Origin of the sequence: Streptomyces sp. NPDC048182 (assembly GCF_043202555.1) — a bacterium.
GTDB lineage: Bacteria > Actinomycetota > Actinomycetes > Streptomycetales > Streptomycetaceae > Streptomyces.
In genome coordinates this window covers 1-20627 of sequence record NZ_JBIDAQ010000031.1, presented here as the reverse complement: position 1 = coordinate 20627, position 20627 = coordinate 1, and the positions used below count along the sequence as shown (strand labels likewise).

The 20627-nt window shown below is 68.4% G+C and carries 15 protein-coding genes and 3 pseudogenes; 7 read left to right on the top strand and 11 right to left on the bottom strand.

What is annotated here, in order from left to right:
- Positions 1 to 679: 679 nt before the first annotated feature.
- Positions 680 to 3196, top strand: coding sequence for a Helicase associated domain protein (locus tag ACGFZL_RS31895; protein WP_393697055.1), 2517 nt, complete (start codon positions 680 to 682; stop codon positions 3194 to 3196).
- A 28-nt stretch (positions 3197 to 3224) separates the two neighbouring features.
- Here ACGFZL_RS31895 and ACGFZL_RS31890 read toward each other — a convergent pair whose 3' ends face one another.
- Entirely contained in the window at positions 3225 to 4598 is a 1374-nt protein-coding gene (locus tag ACGFZL_RS31890; RefSeq protein WP_393697053.1) for a WD40 repeat domain-containing protein, read from the bottom strand.
- Between the two features lie 985 nt (positions 4599 to 5583).
- Between ACGFZL_RS31890 and ACGFZL_RS31885 the strand changes: the two genes are divergently transcribed.
- The 4 genes from ACGFZL_RS31885 to ACGFZL_RS31870 all read left to right on the top strand — a co-directional run bounded on the left by ACGFZL_RS31885 (position 5584) and on the right by ACGFZL_RS31870 (position 8772).
- A complete protein-coding gene (locus ACGFZL_RS31885; protein ID WP_393697051.1) occupies positions 5584 to 5949 on the top strand; it encodes a hypothetical protein in 366 nt (121 codons plus the stop codon).
- Positions 5950 to 6476: 527 nt separating this feature from the next.
- Complete coding sequence (locus ACGFZL_RS31880) at positions 6477 to 7478, top strand: DUF6192 family protein (protein WP_393697049.1); 1002 nt, start codon at positions 6477 to 6479, stop codon at positions 7476 to 7478.
- 3 nt (positions 7479 to 7481) lie between these two features.
- Positions 7482 to 7907 carry a hypothetical protein gene (locus ACGFZL_RS31875; RefSeq protein WP_393697047.1) on the top strand — a complete coding sequence of 142 codons (426 nt, stop codon included), beginning with the start codon at positions 7482 to 7484 and terminating at the stop codon, positions 7905 to 7907.
- Positions 7908 to 7923: 16 nt separating this feature from the next.
- Positions 7924 to 8772 carry an IS5 family transposase gene (locus ACGFZL_RS31870; RefSeq protein ID WP_393697045.1) on the top strand — a complete coding sequence of 283 codons (849 nt, stop codon included), beginning with the start codon at positions 7924 to 7926 and terminating at the stop codon, positions 8770 to 8772.
- Between the two features lie 81 nt (positions 8773 to 8853).
- Here the strand turns inward: ACGFZL_RS31870 and ACGFZL_RS31865 are convergent, their stop codons facing one another.
- The gene (locus tag ACGFZL_RS31865; RefSeq protein WP_393697043.1) at positions 8854 to 9831 is read right to left on the bottom strand and encodes a phosphotransferase family protein; all 978 of its coding nucleotides are present in this window, start codon (positions 9829 to 9831) and stop codon (positions 8854 to 8856) included.
- A 434-nt stretch (positions 9832 to 10265) separates the two neighbouring features.
- Here ACGFZL_RS31865 and ACGFZL_RS31860 point away from each other — a divergent pair.
- Positions 10266 to 11477 (top strand): annotated as a pseudogene (locus ACGFZL_RS31860) (helicase associated domain-containing protein); the annotation flags it as partial.
- Between the two features lie 509 nt (positions 11478 to 11986).
- Here ACGFZL_RS31860 and ACGFZL_RS31855 read toward each other — a convergent pair.
- Both ACGFZL_RS31855 and ACGFZL_RS31850 read right to left on the bottom strand, forming a co-directional pair.
- Positions 11987 to 12202, bottom strand: coding sequence for a helix-turn-helix domain-containing protein (locus tag ACGFZL_RS31855; protein WP_393697057.1), 216 nt, complete (start codon positions 12200 to 12202; stop codon positions 11987 to 11989).
- A gap of 385 nt (positions 12203 to 12587) precedes the next feature.
- The gene (locus ACGFZL_RS31850) at positions 12588 to 13439 is read right to left on the bottom strand and encodes a hypothetical protein (RefSeq protein WP_393697041.1); all 852 of its coding nucleotides are present in this window, start codon (positions 13437 to 13439) and stop codon (positions 12588 to 12590) included.
- A gap of 265 nt (positions 13440 to 13704) precedes the next feature.
- Here ACGFZL_RS31850 and ACGFZL_RS31845 point away from each other — a divergent pair, with 265 nt between their 5' ends.
- The gene (locus ACGFZL_RS31845) at positions 13705 to 13908 is read left to right on the top strand and encodes a hypothetical protein (protein WP_393697039.1); all 204 of its coding nucleotides are present in this window, start codon (positions 13705 to 13707) and stop codon (positions 13906 to 13908) included.
- A 98-nt stretch (positions 13909 to 14006) separates the two neighbouring features.
- On the opposite strand, the gene ACGFZL_RS31840 is transcribed toward ACGFZL_RS31845, so the two are convergent.
- The 7 genes and pseudogenes from ACGFZL_RS31840 to ACGFZL_RS31810 all read right to left on the bottom strand — a co-directional run.
- A complete protein-coding gene (locus ACGFZL_RS31840; RefSeq protein ID WP_393697037.1) occupies positions 14007 to 15188 on the bottom strand; it encodes a hypothetical protein in 1182 nt (393 codons plus the stop codon).
- A 790-nt stretch (positions 15189 to 15978) separates the two neighbouring features.
- Positions 15979 to 16368 carry a hypothetical protein gene (locus ACGFZL_RS31835; RefSeq protein ID WP_393697035.1) on the bottom strand — a complete coding sequence of 130 codons (390 nt, stop codon included), beginning with the start codon at positions 16366 to 16368 and terminating at the stop codon, positions 15979 to 15981.
- Positions 16365 to 17980 (bottom strand): annotated as a pseudogene (locus ACGFZL_RS31830) (Mu transposase C-terminal domain-containing protein). Before ACGFZL_RS31830 ends, ACGFZL_RS31835 begins: the two are co-directional and overlap by 4 nt.
- A gap of 318 nt (positions 17981 to 18298) precedes the next feature.
- Complete coding sequence (locus ACGFZL_RS31825; protein WP_393697033.1) at positions 18299 to 19282, bottom strand: AAA family ATPase; 984 nt, start codon at positions 19280 to 19282, stop codon at positions 18299 to 18301.
- A gap of 9 nt (positions 19283 to 19291) precedes the next feature.
- On the bottom strand, positions 19292 to 19540 hold the full coding sequence (locus ACGFZL_RS31820; protein ID WP_393697031.1) for a hypothetical protein: 249 nt from the start codon (positions 19538 to 19540) through the stop codon (positions 19292 to 19294).
- A gap of 286 nt (positions 19541 to 19826) precedes the next feature.
- Positions 19827 to 20402: a hypothetical protein gene (locus ACGFZL_RS31815; protein WP_393697029.1), complete on the bottom strand. Its 576-nt coding sequence runs from the start codon at positions 20400 to 20402 to the stop codon at positions 19827 to 19829.
- Between the two features lie 125 nt (positions 20403 to 20527).
- Positions 20528 to 20627, bottom strand: a pseudogene (locus tag ACGFZL_RS31810) (IS481 family transposase); the annotation flags it as partial.

Sequence of the window (20627 nt, the reverse complement as noted above, 5' to 3'; positions counted from 1 at the left end):
CCCGCGGAGCGGGTACCATATCGCTTCGCGATATGCAAGCGAGCCGGGTCGCTGCGCTCCCCGGCCGCGCACGCGCCGCGGGGGCGGGTGCGGCGCGCGCCGCTCACCGCCGGGTGGCACGCGCTCCGCGCCCGCCACCCAACCGCAGGGAAGGCGGCCCGCGTTGCGGGCCGGGGCCGGCCTCCGGCCGACCCGTGGCCTCCGCTGCGCTCCAGCCACCCCTGCGGGCGGGCCCAACTCCCCTACGAGCCACGCGTGCCACGCTCCGCGCGGCCCACCCAACAGGGCCCAGGTCACCAACAGCAGCAAGGGCGGGGAGGGGCGACGGGCGGTCGGAAGAGTGGCGGATCGAACAGAGATCGGGGGTGGGGTGAGTGGGCCGAGTTGACCGGCCGTCAGGCTGCTTTCCGGGGTGGCCATAAGGCAACAGTAACAGAATTCGGCCACGTTCGAGGGACTTTCACCGTTCCAGGTGCTTCAGTTTGAAGTACGAGATAGACTCTGGACTCAGGTAGCAGCACCAATAAAGGAGCTGGACCGGTTTCCGATCACGCTTCCCGCTACCGGTCCGAGGCTGTGAACCGGTTTCGGTGAGGTTCACCGTAGCCAATCACGTGGCCTCTACGTGCAGGTTTCCTGATCCCTGCCCATCTGAGAGCCCAGGAGAAGGCAGACAGATATGTCGACCACAACCCGAACTGATCAGCGCGAGGCAGCCCAGCAGGAAGCCGTGGATGCGGTAGTCCGTGCCCTCGAATTGCCTGCAAGATCGCTTGCGCCCGCGAGGGGGCTCCGGACTCAGGTGATCATGGCCACCGGATCCGGCAAGACCCGGGTCGCGGCCCGCAGCGCGGAGAAGCTCCGTTCGGGCCGCGTCTTGGTGCTCGTCCCCTCCCTGGATCTGCTCACCCAGACCGAGGCCGCATGGCGCGTGGCGGGTCGTACGGGCCCGATGATCGGGGTCTCGTCCCTGCGGGGCGAGGACGTGACCTTCCCCAACACCACAGACGTGGAGGAGCTGGTCGACTGGGTGCGGCCGTTCGACAAGGTCACCGTGTTCGCCACGTACGCCTCCCTCGGGCTGGGCACGCTGGAGCGCGCGCACAAGGCCGGCCTTCCGGGCTGGGACCTGATCGTGGTCGATGAGGCGCACCGGACTTCGGGTCGGCTGGGCAAGCCGTGGGCGGTCGTCCACGACAACACCCGCATCCCGTCCCTGCGGCGCCTCTACATGACCGCCACGCCCCGGCTGTGGCAGCTGGACGAGGACGCCGAGGGCGCGCCCGGCGAGCTGGTCGCGAGCATGGAGGGCGACCCCGACGGGCCCTTCGGCAGCCGGGCGTTCACCCTGACCCTCTCGGATGCGATCGACCGGGGCATCTGCGCGCCGTACCAGGTGGTGTGCGTGGACATCACCGACACCCAGCTCCAGGCCGCGCAGCTCCTGGGCGCCGAGGGCCGCTCGGACGAGGTCCGCGGGGCCCGGCTCGCCGCGCTCCAGACCGCGCTGCTCAAGGCGTCCTCGGAGGAGAACTTCCGCAGGACGCTCGTCTTCCACCACGTGGTGAAGGAGGCCGAGGCGTTCGCGGCTGGCCTTCCCAACGTCACCACGCAACTGCACGCGGCCGACCCCGAGCTGTACCCGTGCACGATCTGGGCGGACTGGCTGTGCGGCGACCACAAGCCGGGCCACCGGCGGCGGGTTCTCGGGGAGTTCGCCGACGGCATCGCGATGGACAGCACGGTCGTGGAGAAGAGGTTCCTGGGCTCGGTGAAGGTCCTCGGGGAGGGCGTCGACACCAAGAACTGCGACTCCGTCTTCTGGGCCGACGTGCGCGGCTCCATGCCCGACCTCGTCCAGGCCGTGGGCCGCGCGCTGCGGATGCAGCCCGGTGAGGGCAAGCTCGCCAGCCTGGTCGTGCCGGTGCTGCTCGGGCCGGGCGAGACGGCCGACAACATGCTCACCTCCCGGGCGTTCGGCGGGTTGGCCAAGCTCCTGGAGGCGCTCAGGGCGCACGACGCCCGGGTGGTTGAGCAGTTGGCCGAGCAGCAGGCTCCCAGCGCCTACAAGCCCGTCCAGAAGCCCGCGAAGGGCCAGGAGAGCCGGGGCGAGGGGAACGGGTCCAGCGGGCCGTCGACCCCGGCTCGGAAGCTGCTGAAGTTCTCCACCCCGCGCGACCCGGCGCAGCTGGCCGCGTTCATCAACCTGCGGGTCCTCAACCCCGAGCACGAGCACTGGCGGCGCGGGGTGGAGGCCGCCGTCATCTTCGCCCGCGAGCACGGCGATCTGAAGGTGCCCTTCACCTACCGCGTGCCCGAAGGCGAAGAGGCGGAAGGGATCGGATGGCCGGCCTCGCTCGCCAACTTCCCGCTCGGGCAGTGGATCGCCGACAACCGACGCTTCTATGCCCGCGGGGACATGGACGAGGACCGCATCGGGCAGCTGGAGAAGCTGGGCATGGTGTGGTCGCACTTCGACGTCGCGTGGGAGGAGGGCCTGTCTGCTGCGCGGGGGTGGGCGGAGGCGAACGGGCACCTCCTGGCCCCGCTGGACGCCACCCACCAGGGCTACCGGGTGGGCACCTGGCTGAAGAACGCGCGGGCCGCCGCCCGCAAGGCCGACGAGATCGAGCAGCGACGGGCCGAGGGCCTGCCGGTGGAGTCGTCGGCCGGGGCGATGACGACCGAACGGCGCGAGCAGCTCGATGACATCGCCCCGTCGTGGTGCCCGAGCTGGGCAGTGGAGTGGCAGCGGGCCTTCCACCTCGTCCGGCTCTACCTGGAGGAGGCCGGCGGCGTGCTGCCGATGGAGCCGGGTGCCGTCGTGCACCAGGGCGAGGACCTCGGACGGTGGGTGCGCTCGGTCCGGTTCGGCTGGGACAACCTCACCGCTGTGCAGCAGTGGATGTGTGAGCAGGTCCTTGGGATCGAGCCCGCCACCGAGGAGGAGAAGCCGAAGGCGCGCCGTACGCAGGCCGACAAGTGGGTCATGAACTTCGAGGCCGCCCGCCAGTTCTTCGAGCGCGAGGGGCACCTGCGGGTGCCGAGGAAGCACGTCGAGCGGATGGTCGGCGAGGGCCAGGAGGAGCGGGAGCTCCGACTCGGGGCGTGGGTCGGGAACCAGCGCAGCCGGGCCGCGACACTGTCGCCAGAGCGGATGGAGCTGCTGTCCGCGATCGGGATGCGCTGGGCGTAGCCGAGGGCATCGTCACTGCAGAAGAAGCTCAGGACATGGGCGCTGAGGGGAGGATTCGGAATCGTAGCAAACCGTCGTACCCTCCGGTCGCATAGAGGCGGCTGTCCGGAGAGAACGCGGCTGCGTCGACAACTCCGGTATGGCCGCCGAGCGGTGCTTCGATCTCGCTCCAGGTGGCGGTGTCCCAGAGGCGGACGACGTGATCGCCTACTTCCTCTCCTTCGATGTGGCCACTGACAGCTGCGAGAACACGTCCGTCGGGCGAGAAGGACATCGTGCTCACCCAATCTTTTTCACAGTTCAAGGGCTCGTGGATCATCTCGCGGCTGTGAACGCTCCATAGCTGGATGTCATGGCTGGATGTCGCCAGGAGCTGTCCATCGGGTGAGAAGGCGACAGCGGATACCTCTTCTGCGTGGCCTCGCAGCGACTCGCCGAGCTTCTTCTGTTCCATGGGGTCCCACAGGTGGGCAACGCCGTTCGGATGGCCCGTGGCGAGTAGTCCCGTCGAAGAGAGCGCGGGCTGTGCGGTGAGGCTGCTGGCCCAGGGCTTCCCAGCTTTGCGGGGCTGAGTCACCTCTGCGAGGTCCCACAGCCGTATGGTCCGGCCGACGGTGATGAGGTGGCGGCCATCGGCTGAGAAGAGCACTGTCGTGACACTGTCTCCGTGGCCTTTCAGAGGGGCGGCAACTAAGGTGCGGCTGGCTGTGTCCCACAGGCGTACGGTCTCGTCCTGGCTACCGGTTGCAAGAAGACGGCCGTTCGGCGAGAACGCCACCGTGCACACGACGTCGGTATGTCCCAGGAGCGGGTCCCCAGCCTTCTGCTGAGTGACCGTGTCCCATAGCTGAGCCGTTTTCGCCCCGTGCCCTGTGGCTATCAGGGATCCGTCCGGTGAGAAGGCCACAGCCCACATTCCCCCGGTGGCGGACGCGGTGGGCAGCAGTTGCAGGTACTCGCCGCGACGCAGCGCAGCCAGCACGACCTGTTCCGCCAGGCCGCCGGACGGCGCCATTGGATGCGAGCCGAGGCCAAAAGGGTCTGGGGCTTTCCTGTCGATCTTTGCTTGCTCTTTCAGCGCCTGGAGGCGTTGCCAGCGCTCGCGCCAGGCAGCGAGATCCTTGTGCTGGCGTGTGGCGATCTGTCCGGTCTCATAGGTGAGCAGCACTCTGACGATGGTCATGTAGTAATCGAGCCCCGGCAGGTCCCTCCCTTTCAGGGTTCCGCTGATCCCGGACTCGGACAGGCGTCGGCCGCCGCGGGTAGCCCGCGCGGCGATCTCCTTCCCCGTCGGGGAGCCGTGCTCGGCCTTCAATCTGCGCAGTTCTGCAGCGGCTGCCCGCAGCTCTCCTTCAAAGACCCCGCGTCCTGCCGGCGAGCTGCCCGCCGTCGGTTGCATCATCAGCCCTCCCCCGATTGCCGAAAGTCCAGGCTAGAGCGATGCCACTGGAGCATGTCGGAGAACTCCGAAGTTGGCTGCAGAACAGTGAAGGGCACTGCCGCAGAGGCCTCGCTGCAGCCGTTTGCGTACTTTCCCACGCAGTAGGGGATCCGGGGCCGGACTGCGGTGAACTGATCTCGCGGGCAGGAACAGAGCAGGGGGAACGAACCCGGGATCTGGTCCCACCGTGTTGTACATCCGAACTCGCCTCTACCCGGAGCAAGTTCGACACGGCGTTGGTCGTTGCCCAAGAAGGCGACAGCCCCCTGCGCGAACAGAGAGCCGCCTGCAGAAGACCGAACATCCCCGACGAAGGAGAAGCTCATGTCCAAGGGCGAGCGTACGGGCAACGACCCGGCCCCGGAAGCCCGCACCCCATCCACAGGAGGCCGGTGGGCCGCACGCGCACGGCGAGTGCGGAACGAGGCTGGCCTCTACCTGCTCCGCGGCGCAGCGACCGCCGTCGGCGGTGCCGTCGTGGCGTACGGCGGCGTCTGGTTCCACGCCCGCTGACGCCAGTACAGACCACCACCGGCCTCGGAATGATTGCGACTACATCGAGCGCCTGGAGGAGCACCGCGCCCGCCTGGAGGAGATGCTGCGCGCGTACGGGCCGGGCAGCAGGCCCGCCTCGCACGGCCGGTACGCACTGGTCGGACAAGCCCGAGACCCTGGTCATCCCGGAGCGGATGGAGGCCGCGTCGTTCCTCCTGCGCGGCGGATGGGAGAAGGAGCTGGAGACCGTCTTCTTCCGACGGCCTCGAGTTCGCGTGGGGGTCGCGCATCCGCCTCAGCCGGTGAGCAGCCGGGAGCGAGCAGCGGGGCCGGGCAGGGTGATCCTTTCCGGCTGGTACGGCTTGCCTTGCGTCTGGTGCTCACCACCGGTCGTTGTCAGTGGCACCTGCTACCTTGCCGCCACTCATCTCATACTCCGGTAGGGGGCATAGTGGGACTCGCCGAGGACGTCGAGAAGGCCGTAACAAGTGTGGTCTGTTCCAACTGGAACACCCGTAACGGCACCGTAGTGCCGGAGACCGAGGACGTGAGCCTCAGTAACGGGGCCGTCGAGGTCGATGCCGTGTATCTGTATGCCGACTTGGCCGACTCCACCAGTCTGGCCCGGGACTTCACACGCACCACAGCCGCGAAGGTCATCCGGGCATACCTCGACGCCGCCTGCCGGGTCATTCGAGCGAGAGGCGGCAAGATCCGCAGCTTCGACGGCGACCGCGTCATGGCAGTCTTCATGGGCCCGACCAAGAACACCGATGCCGCAAAGTGCCTGATTGGAATCTCTGGTCGTAGGGCTTGAGGGCCTTGATGCTGGCTGTATGGGCTCGGGCGGGGTGGTACGGCGGTATTGCCCGGAGTGTGGGGTGCCGCTGCCGACGACGAAGTCGTCGGCAGCGGTGTTCTGTTCGGGTAGGTGCAGGTCAAGACGGTGGCGGGCCTTGCAGCACGCTCGTCGGCGGGTGGCTGAGATGCAGCGGGGCCAAAGAGCGCTCTGTCCGGTTTGCGGTCGCGGGTGGACGATCGGGGTCGAGCTGCGTCGCTCGGCGGTGTTCTGTTCGTCGCGGTGCCGGACGCGGGCTTGGCGGGCGAAGGCGTCACCGGATTCCGTCACGGTGACGCCATAGCCGAACGCCGCAGGTGAACCGGGTGCCACAGAGCTTTCGCAGAGGGGTGCGACGGGCTGACGACGCGCCCTGCACGCCCCCGGTTCGCGCCTGTCATGAACAGGTCGCCGGGCCGCATTCTGGTCGTGACCTGGGCTGATTCACCGTTGAGCCGACCACCACCGGTGGCCGGCCCGGTCCGGGGCACGAGGGCGGTGACGGCATGTCGGATCGGGTCGGGAACGTCTCACGGACGCGTTACGAAGAGCTCGTCGCGGAAGCACGCGAGCTGATCGCTCAGGTCACGAAGGCCCAGTTCGCGCTGGGTGACAAGGCCCTTCTCATCGAGCCGATGCGACCGGTGGGAGGATCAGTGCCCAGGGAGACGGACGATCTGTTCACGGTCGAGGAGTCGTTGCAGATGTTCGCTGACGACATCGGCGTCTCGCGCAAGACGGTAGAGGACTGGCGGTGGGTGTCCTCGCGCTGGCCGAAGGACAAGCGCAAGGACGGCGTCTCGCACACCGTCCACAAGATCCTCGCCTCGATCCAGGACGAGGAGGAACGGTGGGTGTCGGTCGAGGACGCCCCTTTCAACCCACGCGCGAGCCGCAAGCAGTGGACGACGGACGGAGCGAAACGCCTGGTCGGGCACCAGGTCGACAACCCGGTCTCGGTCGAGGAGAAGGTGAGGGCGGTCAAGGACCTGACCCGCGATGACGACGTCGCCGTCCAGGTGACCGCCTCACTGCTCGCCCGCCCGGAGACCGCGAAGAGCATGCCGGCCGCCGAGCGGGTCCGGGTCGTGAAGGAACTCACCCGCGACGACGAGGTGGCCACCTCGGTCACCTCCGAGCTGCTGCAACGTCCCCGCGTCGCCCGGCAGGCGATGCGTAACGATGATGTCCGCTTCACCGTGAACCGGGCCCAGTTCGACAACTCCGAGCAGGCCAGGGAACAGATCCGTGAGCGGATGCCCGCGGTCCGCAAAATCGAGCACACCATGGAATACCTCGATCTGGTCGGCTCCGCCCACCAATACGTGGCGACCCTGGGCCGGCTCGTTCCACGTCTGCGGGACCAGGAGTTCAGCGACGACGAACGCGAGACGGTCCGGCGTTCGATCGCCAAGGTCCGGGGAGCTGCCGACTGGCTGGAGGCCGCGCTGGAGACGGGCACGTTCACCCTGGACGAGCAGCTCGCCCAGCTCCTCAAAGGCGAGTGACCCGTGTCCCGCCGTCCACGGGGCGCCGGGCAGGCCCGGCCGTTGTCCGAGCACTACGGCGACCTGGTCCGCGTCTCGCTCATGGAAGCCAGACCGTCAGGGCTCCAGACCAAGCAGCTGGTCGCCGCAACCCGTCTGTCCCCCTCCCAGGTCGCCCGCGGGGTCCGGCACCTGCGCGACGTCGGAGCCTCGGAACACCTGACCCCGATCATCTGGCGCCGCAAGGACGGCTACCTCTTCTCCGAAGAACCGGCCGACTGGATCGAATACGAGAAGAAGCAGTTCCGCCTCGTCCTGGGCCGCCTCACTCGGTTGATCACGGGGACACTCGACCCGCACCTGGCGCGGCACCCCGACGACGAGTGGGCCCAGCTCGCATCCGCCCAGCTCACCGGCGTCCGGGCCACCCTCACCCAGCTCTCCAAATGACTCCGGACCCCCTCCCATGCCAGCTTCAACGACCCGCCGACGCCGCTATCCCTCCGACACCTCCGTCGCGGAGTGGGCGCTGATCGAACCGCTGCTTCCCCTGCCGGCCTGCCAGACCAAGACCGGCGGCCGGCCGGAGAAGTGGCCACGGCGCGACATCGTCGACGCCATCCGCTACCTCGTCGACAACGGGGTCAAATGGCGGGCCCTGCCCGCGGACTGTCCGCCCTGGCAGACCGTCTACTACCACTTCGCCGCCTGGCACCGCCGCGGCGTCATCGGCTTCCTCCGTGATCAACTGAGGCGGAAGATCCGCACTGGCCAGGGGCGATGCCCCTGGCCCGTGACGTTGATCGTCGACTCGCAGTCGGTCAAGGGCGCCGAGACCGTCTCCAAGGCCACCCGCGGATTCGACGCCGGGAAGAAAATCAACGGACGCAAGAGACACATCGCCGTCGACACCCTCGGCCTCCCGGTGATGATCACGGTGACACCCGCCGACACCACCGACCGGGACGCGGCCCGCGAACTTCTCTGGCGCCTTAGGGTCATGCAACCGCAGATCACGCAGGTCTGGGCCGACTCCGCCTACGGCGGCCAGCTCATCAACTGGTCCGGCAGCTTCCTCAACATGACCCTCAAAACGGTCTCCCGACCGCGCGGAGCGAAAGGCTTCATCGTTCTGCCCCGACGCTGGAAAGTCGAACGAACACTCGGCTGGATCATGAAAGCCAGACGCAACGTCCGCGACTACGAACGCCTCCCACAGCACTCAGAAGCACACCTGACCTGGGCACTCATCACACTCATGACCCGCCGCATCACCCGCAAAGGCCCCCACGCCAGCTGGTCGAAGAAAGCCTGACCGACCGGCCCTCACCCCGCCTCGGTCCCCAGCAATCCTCATTCTGAGCTTCATCTCCACCGCGCAAAACGCACCGCGGAGTCACGTGAGCAGGGGCGCGAGATAGCCGCCCTCGGAATCGAGGAGGTCGGTGAGCAGACGGCTCGGGCGCCAGTCCTCGCGACGTTCCTCGGTCGAGTCGAGGGCGAGCCAGATGCCAAGATCGCGGAGCTGGTCGAGGACCGCGGCTCCGTGGATCAGTGCGCGACCGTGAACCGGATCCAGGTGACGAGCGGCGATCTCCACCGCGGCGGCGCCCGCCTGCGAGTCGACGTGGTGGCCTTCCTCGGACACGCGGGCTTCGCACACCAGTCGGCACAGGTCAATCTCGACCGGGCCGAGCACGGCGAACTCGAAGTCCAGCAGGGAGACGACCCCACCGTCCCACAGCGCGTTCATCAGAGCGAGGTCCCCATGGTTGACGCTCTGCCCGACCAAAGGTGCCGCCCGGAAGTAGCCCTCGATGACGTTATGGAGCCGCGACTTTTGAACGCTGGAGAGTCCCAGTGCGACTTCGGCGCGTCCGGCCGCCGCCGCAGCATCACCGAACGTCTCCGGAACAAAACCCCCATGTGCTGCGACGTACGTCCTGAGAGACGGGCTCGCGTCGTGCACGATCAGAGCTCGATCCCACAACTGACGGATCGCCTGCCGTTGCTCCGCAGGGGCCAGTGACGGCCACGCCTCGTGCAGGTTCTGGCCACGCACCTCCGCGGTCACGATCCATCCATGGCCCTCAACGGTGCCCTCTCCGAGGACCTCCGGGTGCCCGACCTCTCGCGGCAGAGCCCGCACGAACGCAGCCTCGCGGGCCATGTCGATGGGGGTATGCGTGATCCGCACGGCGATGCCACCGCCGACCCACGTCGCGTTCGAGTACCCGTTGGCCCGTCGCATCCGCGCGAGGTCAACGCCGTACTGGGCTGCAACCTGGGCGGCCAAACCCCGGACGAGGTCCACGCGCAACGGGTCACGATGTTGGTCGAGCGGATGAACATCCGCACTGGGCTCTTGCATCATCCGAGCACTTTGTCACAAGCGTCCGGGTGCTGATCCAGTGGATAAGCGACGCCGCGCTACCGCCGGCTTCCTCCTCGCTAGCGGCATCCCGCACTCCAGGCAATACCGCCGCACCACCCAACCCGAGCCCATACAACCAGCATCAATGCCCTCAAGCCGTAGGACCAGGGATTCCAATCAGGTACTGAGCAGTCCCGAGCCCGCAGCGAAGCAAGATAGGCCACTGCCTCGTTCTGCAGACCGTAGGTCCGGGAATCGACAACCACCCACCAGCTCACGCCCGTCGCCGGAGAGACAGCCCGCTCACCCACGTAGATCCGTTCCACGTGCCGAACGTAACCACCACTCCCCCACCCTCACCCCGGGATCGTCACGCAACCATTCCCGCAGGTGACAACCCAAACAAACATCCCTCACACTTCGACCACCCCTAGATAAAGGGCCTGCGCAGCCACGATGAGCGCCTGGTCGAGCAGCTCGCCTCCCGCGCGCTCACCAGTGACAAGCGCAAGGTCCACCTTCAGCGCGATGAGGACGGGCGGATCGTCGGGGCCGGCGGAGAGGACGACGGCGAGGACCAGGAGCAGGACGACACCGTCGCCGCTGCCGAGTCCGCCCTGCTGCACTTCTCCTCTCCCCGCGACGCGGCGACGATCGCCGCGTTCCTGCGCACCCGGGTCTACCGGCCGGAGTCGCTGGTGTGGCTGGAGGGCTACCAAGCCCTGCTGCGCTGGCGCAGGGAGAACGAGATCACCGGCCTGTACGCCGTGCCCTACGACGTTGAGGTCGAGGTGGGCGTCACCAAGGACTTTCCCCTGGGGCGGTGGGTGCACCAGCAGCGCAAGGCGCTGCGCGCGGGCGGACTCGATCCCCACCGCAAGAAACTGCTGGACGCCCTCGAGGCCGGGATGGTCTGGGAGCCGGGCGAGGAAGCCTGGGAGACCAAGCTCGCCGCACTGCGCTCCTACCGGCGGGCCACGGGACACCTCGCCCCGCGTCAGGACGCCGTGTGGGGCGAGGGCGAGGTAATGGTGCCGGTCGGGCAGCACATGGCCAACCTCCGGCGGAAGGGCGCGAAGAACGGCCTGGGCAAGGACCCGAAGCGGGCGGAGCAGCGTGCGGCGCAGCTCACCGCGATCGACCCGGACTGGGACTGCCCGTGGCCCCTGGACTGGCAACGCCACTACCGCGTCCTCGCCGACCTCGTCGACGCCGACGGCCACCTCCCCGACATCGCACCCGGCGTGCTCATGGACGGCGACGACATCGGACGGTGGCTCCAGCGGCAGAAGCAGCCGGGCACCTGGGCCTCGCTGTCCGAGGAGCAGCAGGAGCGGCTGACCAAGCTGGGCGTGCAGCCCGTCCAGGCGCCGGCTCCCGCCCCCGCCGCCCGCGCGACGGAGGGCCCGAGCAAGGCGCAGCAGGCGTTCCAGCGCGGACTTACAGGCCTCACGCAGTGGATCGAGCGAGAAGGCGCCCACCGGCCCGTGCCAAGGAGCCACAGCGAACAGATCGCGGTCGCCGGCGAGACGGCCCCGGTGACCGTGAAACTGGGCGTATGGGTCTCCAACACCAAGACGCGTCGCGACAAGCTCACTCAGGACCAGCTGGACGCGCTGCGGGAACTGGGCATGGAATGGGCGTGACACCACCGGCAGGTCGTTGATCTGGCCGGACACACCAGAGCACAGAAGACTTTGGGCTGCCATGACAGCCCAGGGTCTCGTGCTGTTACCGCCGGCCGGGCAATTCCGTGTCGAAGAACTTGATCACCGAGGTGACCAGCATGAGGGCGTACACCGCGTTGATCCGCGAGTACTGAGTTCGGGAGACGCCGTGCGCGCTGGGGTGGCGGCCGAAGGTGCGAGGGATGGGGTCGCCGTTCTGCGGGAAATACTTGGCACCGGGGTGTCGGCAACTTCCGTCCCGGCCCGACCGGGAGGCCGTCGGCGGGTGCGGCGCGGCGGGCCCGGCCGCCGCGCAACCGGGCCGAACGTGCCCCGACCCTCGGCCCGCGTATGCGGCACGGTAGCCACTTCAGTACGGGCCTGGGTCTACAAAGAGGGTCAGGACAGCGAGCTCTTGAACGGCTGCGGGCAAGGAAACCTGTTGGGGCGGCTCCGCCAGCGTGAGTCGTTTTGCGCGACCTGCATGATCACTGCGGCGGGTTGACCGGCGCTCCCATGAATGACGTGCGCAGGTACTCGTGTACGGCGGCTTCGGGAATGCGAAAGGACCGGCCGGAGGGGCCGGAGCGGATGGACGGCAGGTGTCCGCTCTGCACCAAGCGGTAGATCGTCATTTTCGACACCCGCATGATCGAAGCCGTCTCAACGACGGTGAGGAGGACAGGCGCGGCCTGTGCTGCCAGGCGCGTGGCGACGACCGTGAGAGCCACTCGTAGTTTCTGCGACGTAGCGGCGTCGAGTCCGTCCAAGAGCAAGAGGCTGAGGGCTTCCATAGCCTCGGGCAGGTCGTCGATCGCTTCAGTCCCTTCATGGGCATGAAGGCGGGCCATGGCGTCACGCAGCCTGCGCAGGCCGGTGTCGTCGCTGGTCAAGGAGTCGAGCGCGGTGAGGACCTCAGTGACGTCCTGCTCCGATACTGGGTTGGTTTTGTGGACGATGGTGTTGCGCAGATGGGTGATGGCGCGGATGGCTTGGGCGGTGCTCTGCGGGGTCCGCTCCCGGAGGCGTCGTGCCGCGTCAGTGCCTAGCGATGACGCGTTGAGCAGTGCGGTGAATTCGTCGTCTCGGCTAGTCATCACGGTCCCCCTTCCTCTTCTGCTTGGCTTTGGTTCTCCAGCGGTAGAGCGAGCCTTCGACGGCTCGGACAGTCGTGGCGTCGACCAGCTCGCGGATTTCGTCTTGTGAGTAGCCGTCCAGGGTCAGCGCGACGATGGCTTGGACGCGCGGGTCGGTGATCTCCCCCAGTTCGTCCAGGACGCTCAGGTTGCCCAGGACCTCCTGGGCGACGCTGAGTGTGCTGACGGGTGGGCTGTAGAGCTTTTTCTCCCGGCGTAGGGCGCGGTGCTGGCGGGCCTCGCTAGCCCTGTGGCGGCGGAACTCGTTGGGGAAGTCGTAGGCGCACGCCCCCATGAAGTAGGTGGTGATGCTTGCTCCGCCTTCGGGGGTCCATCCCTTGTCGACCAGGGCCTGCTGGCGGAAGCGCGGCAGGGCTCGGGCGATGGTCATGGTGGCCAGTTCCTCGCGCAGGTCGCTGTCGGCGGCAAGGTCCTCCAGATCGAGTTCGTGGGGGTTGAGATTGAAGCCGCGCTGGGCGACCAGGTCGAAAATGTAGCCGGAGTGCATCCAGCCGCGCAGGACAGAGATCCCGTAGCGGACGAGTTCTTCCACGAACAGGTCGTAGCGCGGGCCGGTGAAGCCGTCCTGTTCGAGCAGGGCCACCAGGCGTCCGTCGGCCAGCCGGCGGTCGATGTTCTCTTGTAGCCGCCGGGCGGTTTTGGCCTGGCGGCCGTTCATGGCACGCACGTCCTGGGGGATGACCGGGGCGCCGAGCAGCCGCTGCGCGTCGTGCGGGCCCTCGTTAGGTTGTAGGTTGCGGGCGCGCGCGGCCGCGACCTCCTCACCCGCGCCGTCGCCCTGCATGCCCTCCCCTTCCGGTTGTCGTCTCCGCCCCCTTTAGCTGTGCAAGGGGACGGCTCGCCACCAACCGCACCAGCCCACTCGCAAGCTCCCGGGCCGCCGCGGCCGGCGCCGAGACGACCCCTTGTAAGTGCGCCCCCCGCGGCCACCCCACGGACTTTTCCAAGATTCTTTTGGGGCCCTCGGAGCCGGGAAATCAGGCCGTGGGGTGGGACTCGGGCGGGCACTTACGAGCGGGCGTCACATCATCAACCTCTGGGGAGAAATAGTGAGTTCGCCCGTGCCGACGCCGCAAGGACCGGCCCCGTTCCTGATGATCCACACGGCCGTCGTCCTTCTGATCGCGGTCGTCATCGGCCTGGTCGTCGGAGGGCTCACCTTCCTCAGCGGCGGCGCTGTGGCCGCAGCCGTTTTGGCTGGTCTTACCGCAGCCGGCGTTAGCATCCCCGGGCTCCGCTCACTCATCGGCTGAGGTCGGCCACGGTCTTCATGGATCTTCTGAAGAAGGCACCGTGGATCCGCTTCCCGCCGGGCTTCAGGACAGGGCGCTGCTCATCGAGGTCTTCCGCCTCATCGAGGGATGATCAGATCGGTGAGCTGCCCCGCGGTTGGCATCCGCCCGCGGTTGACTACGACCGCGACGAAGATGACCACGACCGGCAGCAGAGGGATGAGAGCTGCGTCGGGCAGGCCAAGAAACGCTGCGCCAGCCATCACCAGGACGACCGTGAGCCCCACCACGATCCCCCGCAGACGCTCTCTCGGTACGGCCGGAGTCACGCCTGCGAGGTGGTCTGCGTCGAGAAGGTCGTCAATACGGCCCTCGGCATAGCGTTCGGCGATGGTCAGGAGCATCACGGTGAGGTCCTCCAGGGCAGGGCCCGGCTTGGAGTCCTGTCGTGCTTCGGCTTGTCGTAGCGCGCCCACCACCAGGGCGGCATGGGCTTTGAACTGCCGTTCGTTGTGTCGTCTGGCTTTGGCGCGGCGGGTGCGGTGGGCCCTCCAGATGGCGCGCTCGACCGGCTGTACGGAGACGCGGGGGATCTGGCAGTCCGGCTGGGTTTCCTCCCAGCGTCGCAGAACTGTGGCGCACTGGGCAGCAACCGTCAGCAGGGCCACGACCGGCCAGCAGCGTCGGTCCTCCATGCGGGCACTGTTCCCGTCCGCGGACCCGGTGAGGCCCTCCAGGTCATAGGCCGAAAGTGTGGCGCCTCTGCCGGAACTGGTCAGGTTCAGACGTTTGATGAACCGCACCTCAGCGATCAGGATCAGAGCCCAGATGAGAATCTCCGTCCCCCTGCTGATCGCGGAAAAGTCCCAGCGGCGCACCGATATCGGCACAGCCACGAAGTTGCTGAGCAGCGCCTGCACTACGCCAGGCTGCGGTCCGGGATCCGCGCTAAGCCGCAGATGTTCCCAGTCGGCTATGTCATCGATGTGCCCCACGATGTACAGCAGCAGCACAAACCGCATGATCTTGATCGGCCCGGCCAGAGGCCGGGCACGCCACCACCGCATGACATACCCAGGGGCCAACCCATGGCCGCCGACACGATCTTGTATGCGTGGCGGCACCAGCAGCATCTGCGTCAGAAGCGGAGCAGCTCGACGCACCCCGGAGTCGGCACGCCAGCGCTCGAAGCGCGCCAAAGACGCCAATCCCCAGCGCTGAACTGGCCCAGGAAAGAGGAACAGAGCCATTGCGACCAAGACCAACCACGGAGTGACCGCGAAGAGGAGACCGTTCAGCACCTTGACAGTCTCACGCATCCCACCGCCAACAGCCCGGGGAACGTGAGGAATCGACGACGACGCGTCGCACCATTGACGGAAGTGGTGTGGCCTTGCCTGGCGCAACGGCCCCTCTCCGGCTCCGTCTGGCCGCCCCGGCCCCCCGCAAAATCACACGGCCTGGATGGGTGCGGCATCCGGACAGTCCAGGCCTCCATCCGGCGGGACTTTTCGGCCTCATACCTTGGTGAGACTCGGTACGGAAGGACAGCACCGGGGTGCCGGCAACGTCCGTCCTGACGCGCGCCGCCAGGTTGTCGCCGGTGCCCCCAAGGGGCTCGTAGCCTGCGTCATCCGGCGCTGTCCCGTGAATGCAGAAACTGGCAGGCAGGGCCCGGGCGATGCGGGAGAACTAACGCTACGGACTGTGGGGGCGCCAGCCGTGCGGGCTGTTCGCTTAGGGAGGCAGACATGGGACAGATCGAGCAGGGACTGGAGCGCGCGTTGCGCACCCGGCCCATTCCCTCAAGCACTGAGGCCCGCCTACGTTTTCTGCTGGCGAGGAACCGGGGGTCTACCCGGAAGGTGGCCGCGATGCTGGGGGGCAGCGCACTGTGCAGCGGTGGGTGACAAAGAGAGCCGAGGCACGTCGTCCGCCGGGTCCGATGCAGGTCCAGGCGATCGAGGAAGCGGTCCTGGCCCGATGGCAGCCCCGAATACGGGCCCGTCGACGCGCCCAGGCAGAGGCAGATGGCTTCCTCTTCCATACCCGTGCACGATTCGGGTTCGCGGCTCCTGCGGGGTCCTCGGACTATCCGCGGGTGCGGTGGATCACCCAGGACCTGCCGGGAGAGGTAGCCCGGGGGCGTTCGGCCAGGGCGGTCTTCAGCAGGCGGTCGAATTCGCTGGAGTGGCGCGGTGGTTCGCCGGCCAGGTCGAGCGCGGTGAACAGTTCGTAGCGCACCGCGCAGGCGGTGGGCCGGGCCCGGAAGGTGATCTTGCGGACGTCCTCGCCGGGTTCGAGTGCGCGCAGGCAGGTGTTGACGGCGAGCGTCTCGCCGAAGCCGGCGCCACCGTGGATGCACATCATCGCGCGGGCGGCGACGGTGTCGGTGATGTTCTCCCGGGCGGTGAGCAGGGCGCGAGTGGTGACCACGGATGCGTCGGGCAGGTCGACATACTGGTAGGTGGCCGCGGTCACGAGGCGTCTTCGTCGGTGGTGGGACGTGCGGGCCTGCCCGGCCGAGCCGTCCGGGGCTGTAGCGGTGGAGTCACGGCCGGACTGGCGCGGGACGGGCCGGGCCGGGCCGGCGTGGTCAGCGCGGCCAGGGAAGCTGGCGTGCGCCAGTCGGCCGGGGGTGCGGCGAGCGGGACGACGTCCGGCAGCGCGAGCTGCGACAATCCGGCGTCGGCACTCTGAGCAAGTTCGGCCTCCGCCTGCGCGGCGGTCAGCGCGCCGAGCTGCCGAGGGGGCTCGGCCTGGGTGACGGCGGCGTAGCGCTGTCGCTGAGAAGCTTCGAGGTCCTTCTTCAGACGGCGGCTGCGGGCGGCCCGTGCCCGCCGTACGGCGCTGATCCGTTCCTCGCTGGCCTGGTCGGCCAGGTCCGCGGGACCGAGGTAGCGGCCGGTGGCGGCGTAGTAGACCTCGATCCGGTGATCGTGGTGGGGCATGAAACGGACCCGGACCTGGATCCCGCCCTGACCGGTCATCCACGCGCCTACATAGTCGCGTCTGCGGAAGCGGATGCCGCGGGTGGTCAGGGTGCGGGTGCCGGCGTCCTCCAGGGTGAACGTCCACAGATCCGCGGCCGGCACGTCCCGCAGCGGGATGGGATCGTCCTGCCACGCCTCAAGCGGAGTCTTGCCTCGCAACGGCGCCGGGCGGTGCTCGGTGTTCCACCAGAACGTCCAGGCCAGCAGCCGGGCGGTGAAGTCCTCGAAGCCCAGCAGGACTTCGTCCTTCGGACGGGAGGAGCGTTTGCCGGGGCGCGGCTGGCGGGCCTAGCCGGGCAGCGAGGCCAGGAACATGCTCTCCACCGCCCGGTTCAGGCCCTCCACGGTGCCCTTGAGGTGAGGGGTGTAAGCGGACAGATCCTCTACCGTCACGTCGAGGAGATCGAACGCTGCGGTCACCGTCCGGGACAGGAAGTCCTTGCCCCGGTCCACCCGTACCTTCTCGGGCGCGCCGCCGAACGGGCCGTAGGGGTCCTCACGCAGGACCGCGGAGCGCAAGCCGGCCAGCACCGACTCCCGCGACGGATCCCCCGGGGTGACCGCCACACCGGTGATCGCGTTGGTGGCGCAGTCGGTGAACCAGGTGATCCACGGCCTGCGGGCCTTGCCCTCGACGTCGACCAGCACCGGGGCCTGGACGTGGTCGGTCTCCCACACCTGGTTGCGCCAGCCCCGCGGCCGGGCCAGGAACACATCGTGCTTGCGCGCCGCCCGCTCCCCTCCCGCGAGCCCGGCCCGCTCCCCCGGCGTCAGATCGCGGCGGATCGCCCGGTGCAGCGTCGTCAGCGACGGTGCCTCTGCAGGCGGAGACTGCCTGGCAGTGCGCAGGACCAGTTCGCGGTGGACCGCCCGCACGTTCCCCTTCCACAGCGTCAGCAGTCCACGGACCTCGGACGTGACCGTGAACCTTGCATCGACCCGGGAGCGGGCGCCGGGGTTGGCGGCCGCTCTCTCATCGCTCTGAGCGGTGGCCAGCCAGCGCCACACCGTACGCTCCGACACTCCTAGAGCGTCCGCGGCCACCCGTACATGGATGCTGTCAGCTTCTTCCCTGCCCGAAGTGCGAGCAGCCGCCGCACGGCCGGACCGCGCAGCGCCGTCCTCGACGCCGCAGGCAGTTCGCCGTCTGGGCGGATGGCGTCGCCGTCCTTCATGTCAGTTCCCCTCACGCGGGTGGGACATCGTGTGCTTGACGGTGGCCGGGAGCATGCGATCGCCCTCCCGTCTCTTGCAGGAGCGCTCCGTTCACAGCGGCGGCGCGACCCGCTTGAACAGCCGCCTCAGCAAAGCCCGGTCGACGGATGCATCAGCGGTAGTGAGCAGCGCGTTCTGCAGGTGCGCAGTCAAAGCGGCCCACGTGCGGAACGTGCCGTGCGCGCACGACTGGTCGATCCACGTCAGGTCCGGGCCGGGACGGTGCGCCACAGCGGGTGGAAGCCGGTCACCACGGCCGCCACTTCCGCTCCGGTCAAGCGGGGAACCTCCTGCCACGCCACCACCCGCGATGCCAGCTGCGGCAGCCGGGACAGCGCCCGCTCGCTGCCCGCCCCGCACAGCACCAGCGTGACCCGGGTGCCGGGGTGGTCCCACAGGCTCTGCAGGTACTCCAGGCACGGCACGGGCAGGCGCTGCGCCTCATCGACCACCAGCACCCGCGCCTCCTGCAGAGCCCCCGTGACCGCGGCGTCAGCAAGCGCCGACGTGTGCGGGAAGCGGCCCGCCAGCGCCAGAGCGTCGAACACCGCACGCCTCATGCCAGCCACCGACGGGCGCACCGGTACCGGCACCCACGTCACCTTCCAGCCCGGAGGCACTTCGCCAAGCACCATCCGCACGGCCGCGGTCTTGCCCCGGCCCGCATCGCCGAACACACACACCGCGCCCTGGGTCGCCATCGCCTGACCGACCGCCTCCGCCACCGCCCGCACCGACGACGTCCGCACCAGCCGGGCGCCCGCCGGCAACACCACACCCTCCGGCGCGCCGCTCTCCCCCACCGGCAAGCCGCTGGCCGCCTCTTCTCCGCGACGCGGTGGCGCAGACGTCTTCACCGCGCCGCCCCCCTGCGGCCTGGCCAGAGCGAGGTCAGCCAGGGCCTGCCGCGTTTGCTGCTCATCCCGTTGCCGCCGCACCACCGCGCGGTCCGGCAGGACCCTGCCGGCCTGAAGGTCCCGGCGGACCACCCGGTGCAACGACGCCAGCGAGGGCGCCTCTCCCCCGGCCTCCTCCATATGGCGGTGCAGCGCCGCCACATTCCCGCCCGCCTGCGCCAGCACCTCCCACGCCTGGTCGGACACCTCCAGCCGGGCCCGCGGCCTTGACTCCGTGCGGCCCTCGGTCCGCGCCGCCTCCAGCCAGCGCCACACCGTGCGCACATTCACCCCACCGACCTAGGTGCCCGCACGCACATGCGCCGTCGTCAACGCCCCGTCCGCATCCAGCTCCAGCAGCCGCGCAACCAGCACCGGCCTGGACGCCTTCAGCTCCGCCGTGACCTCACCCCACGCGCCCGGCTCCCCCACCCCGCCCCCTTCCGCCCGCGCAAGACCGACACGGACCACCGTGCCGCCGCGCAGCCCAAAAGGGATCAGGAGTGCCGTTCTCAAGACAGTGGAGCGCAGTGGGGTGTACCGCTCCATGACAGCCGCACCCACTACAGAAACCGCTCTATGGCACTGACGCTGCCCTTCATGAACGCCCGACCAGCGGAAACACCCCGGCCTGACAAGCCGTCACTGACACCCACTCACTGACACCAAACCGGCACATCGCACACAGCGGGCGGCCCTAACCCGGGCGGCCAGAGCGTCCGCGGCGAGGCGGGCACGCTCGTATGCAAGCACGGCCCACTTTCGGCCCGCCCGATACCGGGTAGGACTCCACCTCGCAGCGCCCGTCCTCTGACCCCGTGAACCTGCTTGATGATCATGACCAGCGGACTGAACTCAGTCCGTTGCCAATATCCGTGACCTCTGCTCCAGCAAGCACAGCCGGGATGGCGCTCAGCCGGTCCGTACGGAACTGCACTCGGTCCGAGCGCGGGCCCATCGGCAGCCGGCCGTACAGGGCCAGCACGTCATCGTCCTCGTCCGCTGTTACTCCGCCCCGATCGATGAGTAGCGCGACAGCCCTTTCCAACTCCCTCTGGATCAGCTGCTGAACCGCATTGGTGACCTGCTCACGCTCATTCTCGGTCAACCCGCCGAGCACGAAGGTGAGGACCTGGGTATCCGGCGCGACGTACCTGACATCGCACACCACGTCCGCGTCAGCCGACAGCCAGAACTGCATGCAGAGCGGCCCGACCGACAGACCAACAAGCTCCAGGATGCGCCCGACAGGCAGCTTCACCTGTTCCCCCACGACGTCCAACAGCATCCCGCAGCCCAGCATCGGGTGCTCGACGGTCAGCCCGGACTGGGCCAACTGGTTGGTGACCGAGCGGAACTCGGACTCGTCCATCCGGCCCTCGCAGTACCAGGACAGGTAGGTCTCCAACACCGCTGACACTCCTCGTCGTCATGGCTCGCCACAGGGGCAGACGTGACGCCCCATGACGGTGGCCACCCTCCGTCAACAAGCATCCGGCATTCTGAGCCCACGGGTGATCATTTATCAGACAAGACCTAGTTGTATTGACCCGCAGCGTTGTTCACACGGCTGATCGGTGGCTTGCCTCCGAGTGCGGTGTGGCCGCGGTGGTGGTTGTAGGTGTGCAGGAAGTGT

Coding starts and splice junctions, on each gene's coding strand:
- ACGFZL_RS31895 (WP_393697055.1), top strand. CDS start 680: ATGTCGACCACAACCCGAACTGATCAGCGCGAGGCAGCCCAGCAGGAA.
- ACGFZL_RS31890 (WP_393697053.1), bottom strand. CDS start 4,598: ATGATGCAACCGACGGCGGGCAGCTCGCCGGCAGGACGCGGGGTCTTT.
- ACGFZL_RS31880 (WP_393697049.1), top strand. CDS start 6,477: ATGTCGGATCGGGTCGGGAACGTCTCACGGACGCGTTACGAAGAGCTC.
- ACGFZL_RS31870 (WP_393697045.1), top strand. CDS start 7,924: ATGCCAGCTTCAACGACCCGCCGACGCCGCTATCCCTCCGACACCTCC.
- ACGFZL_RS31865 (WP_393697043.1), bottom strand. CDS start 9,831: ATGATGCAAGAGCCCAGTGCGGATGTTCATCCGCTCGACCAACATCGT.
- ACGFZL_RS31850 (WP_393697041.1), bottom strand. CDS start 13,439: ATGCAGGGCGACGGCGCGGGTGAGGAGGTCGCGGCCGCGCGCGCCCGC.
- ACGFZL_RS31820 (WP_393697031.1), bottom strand. CDS start 19,540: ATGGAGCGGTACACCCCACTGCGCTCCACTGTCTTGAGAACGGCACTC.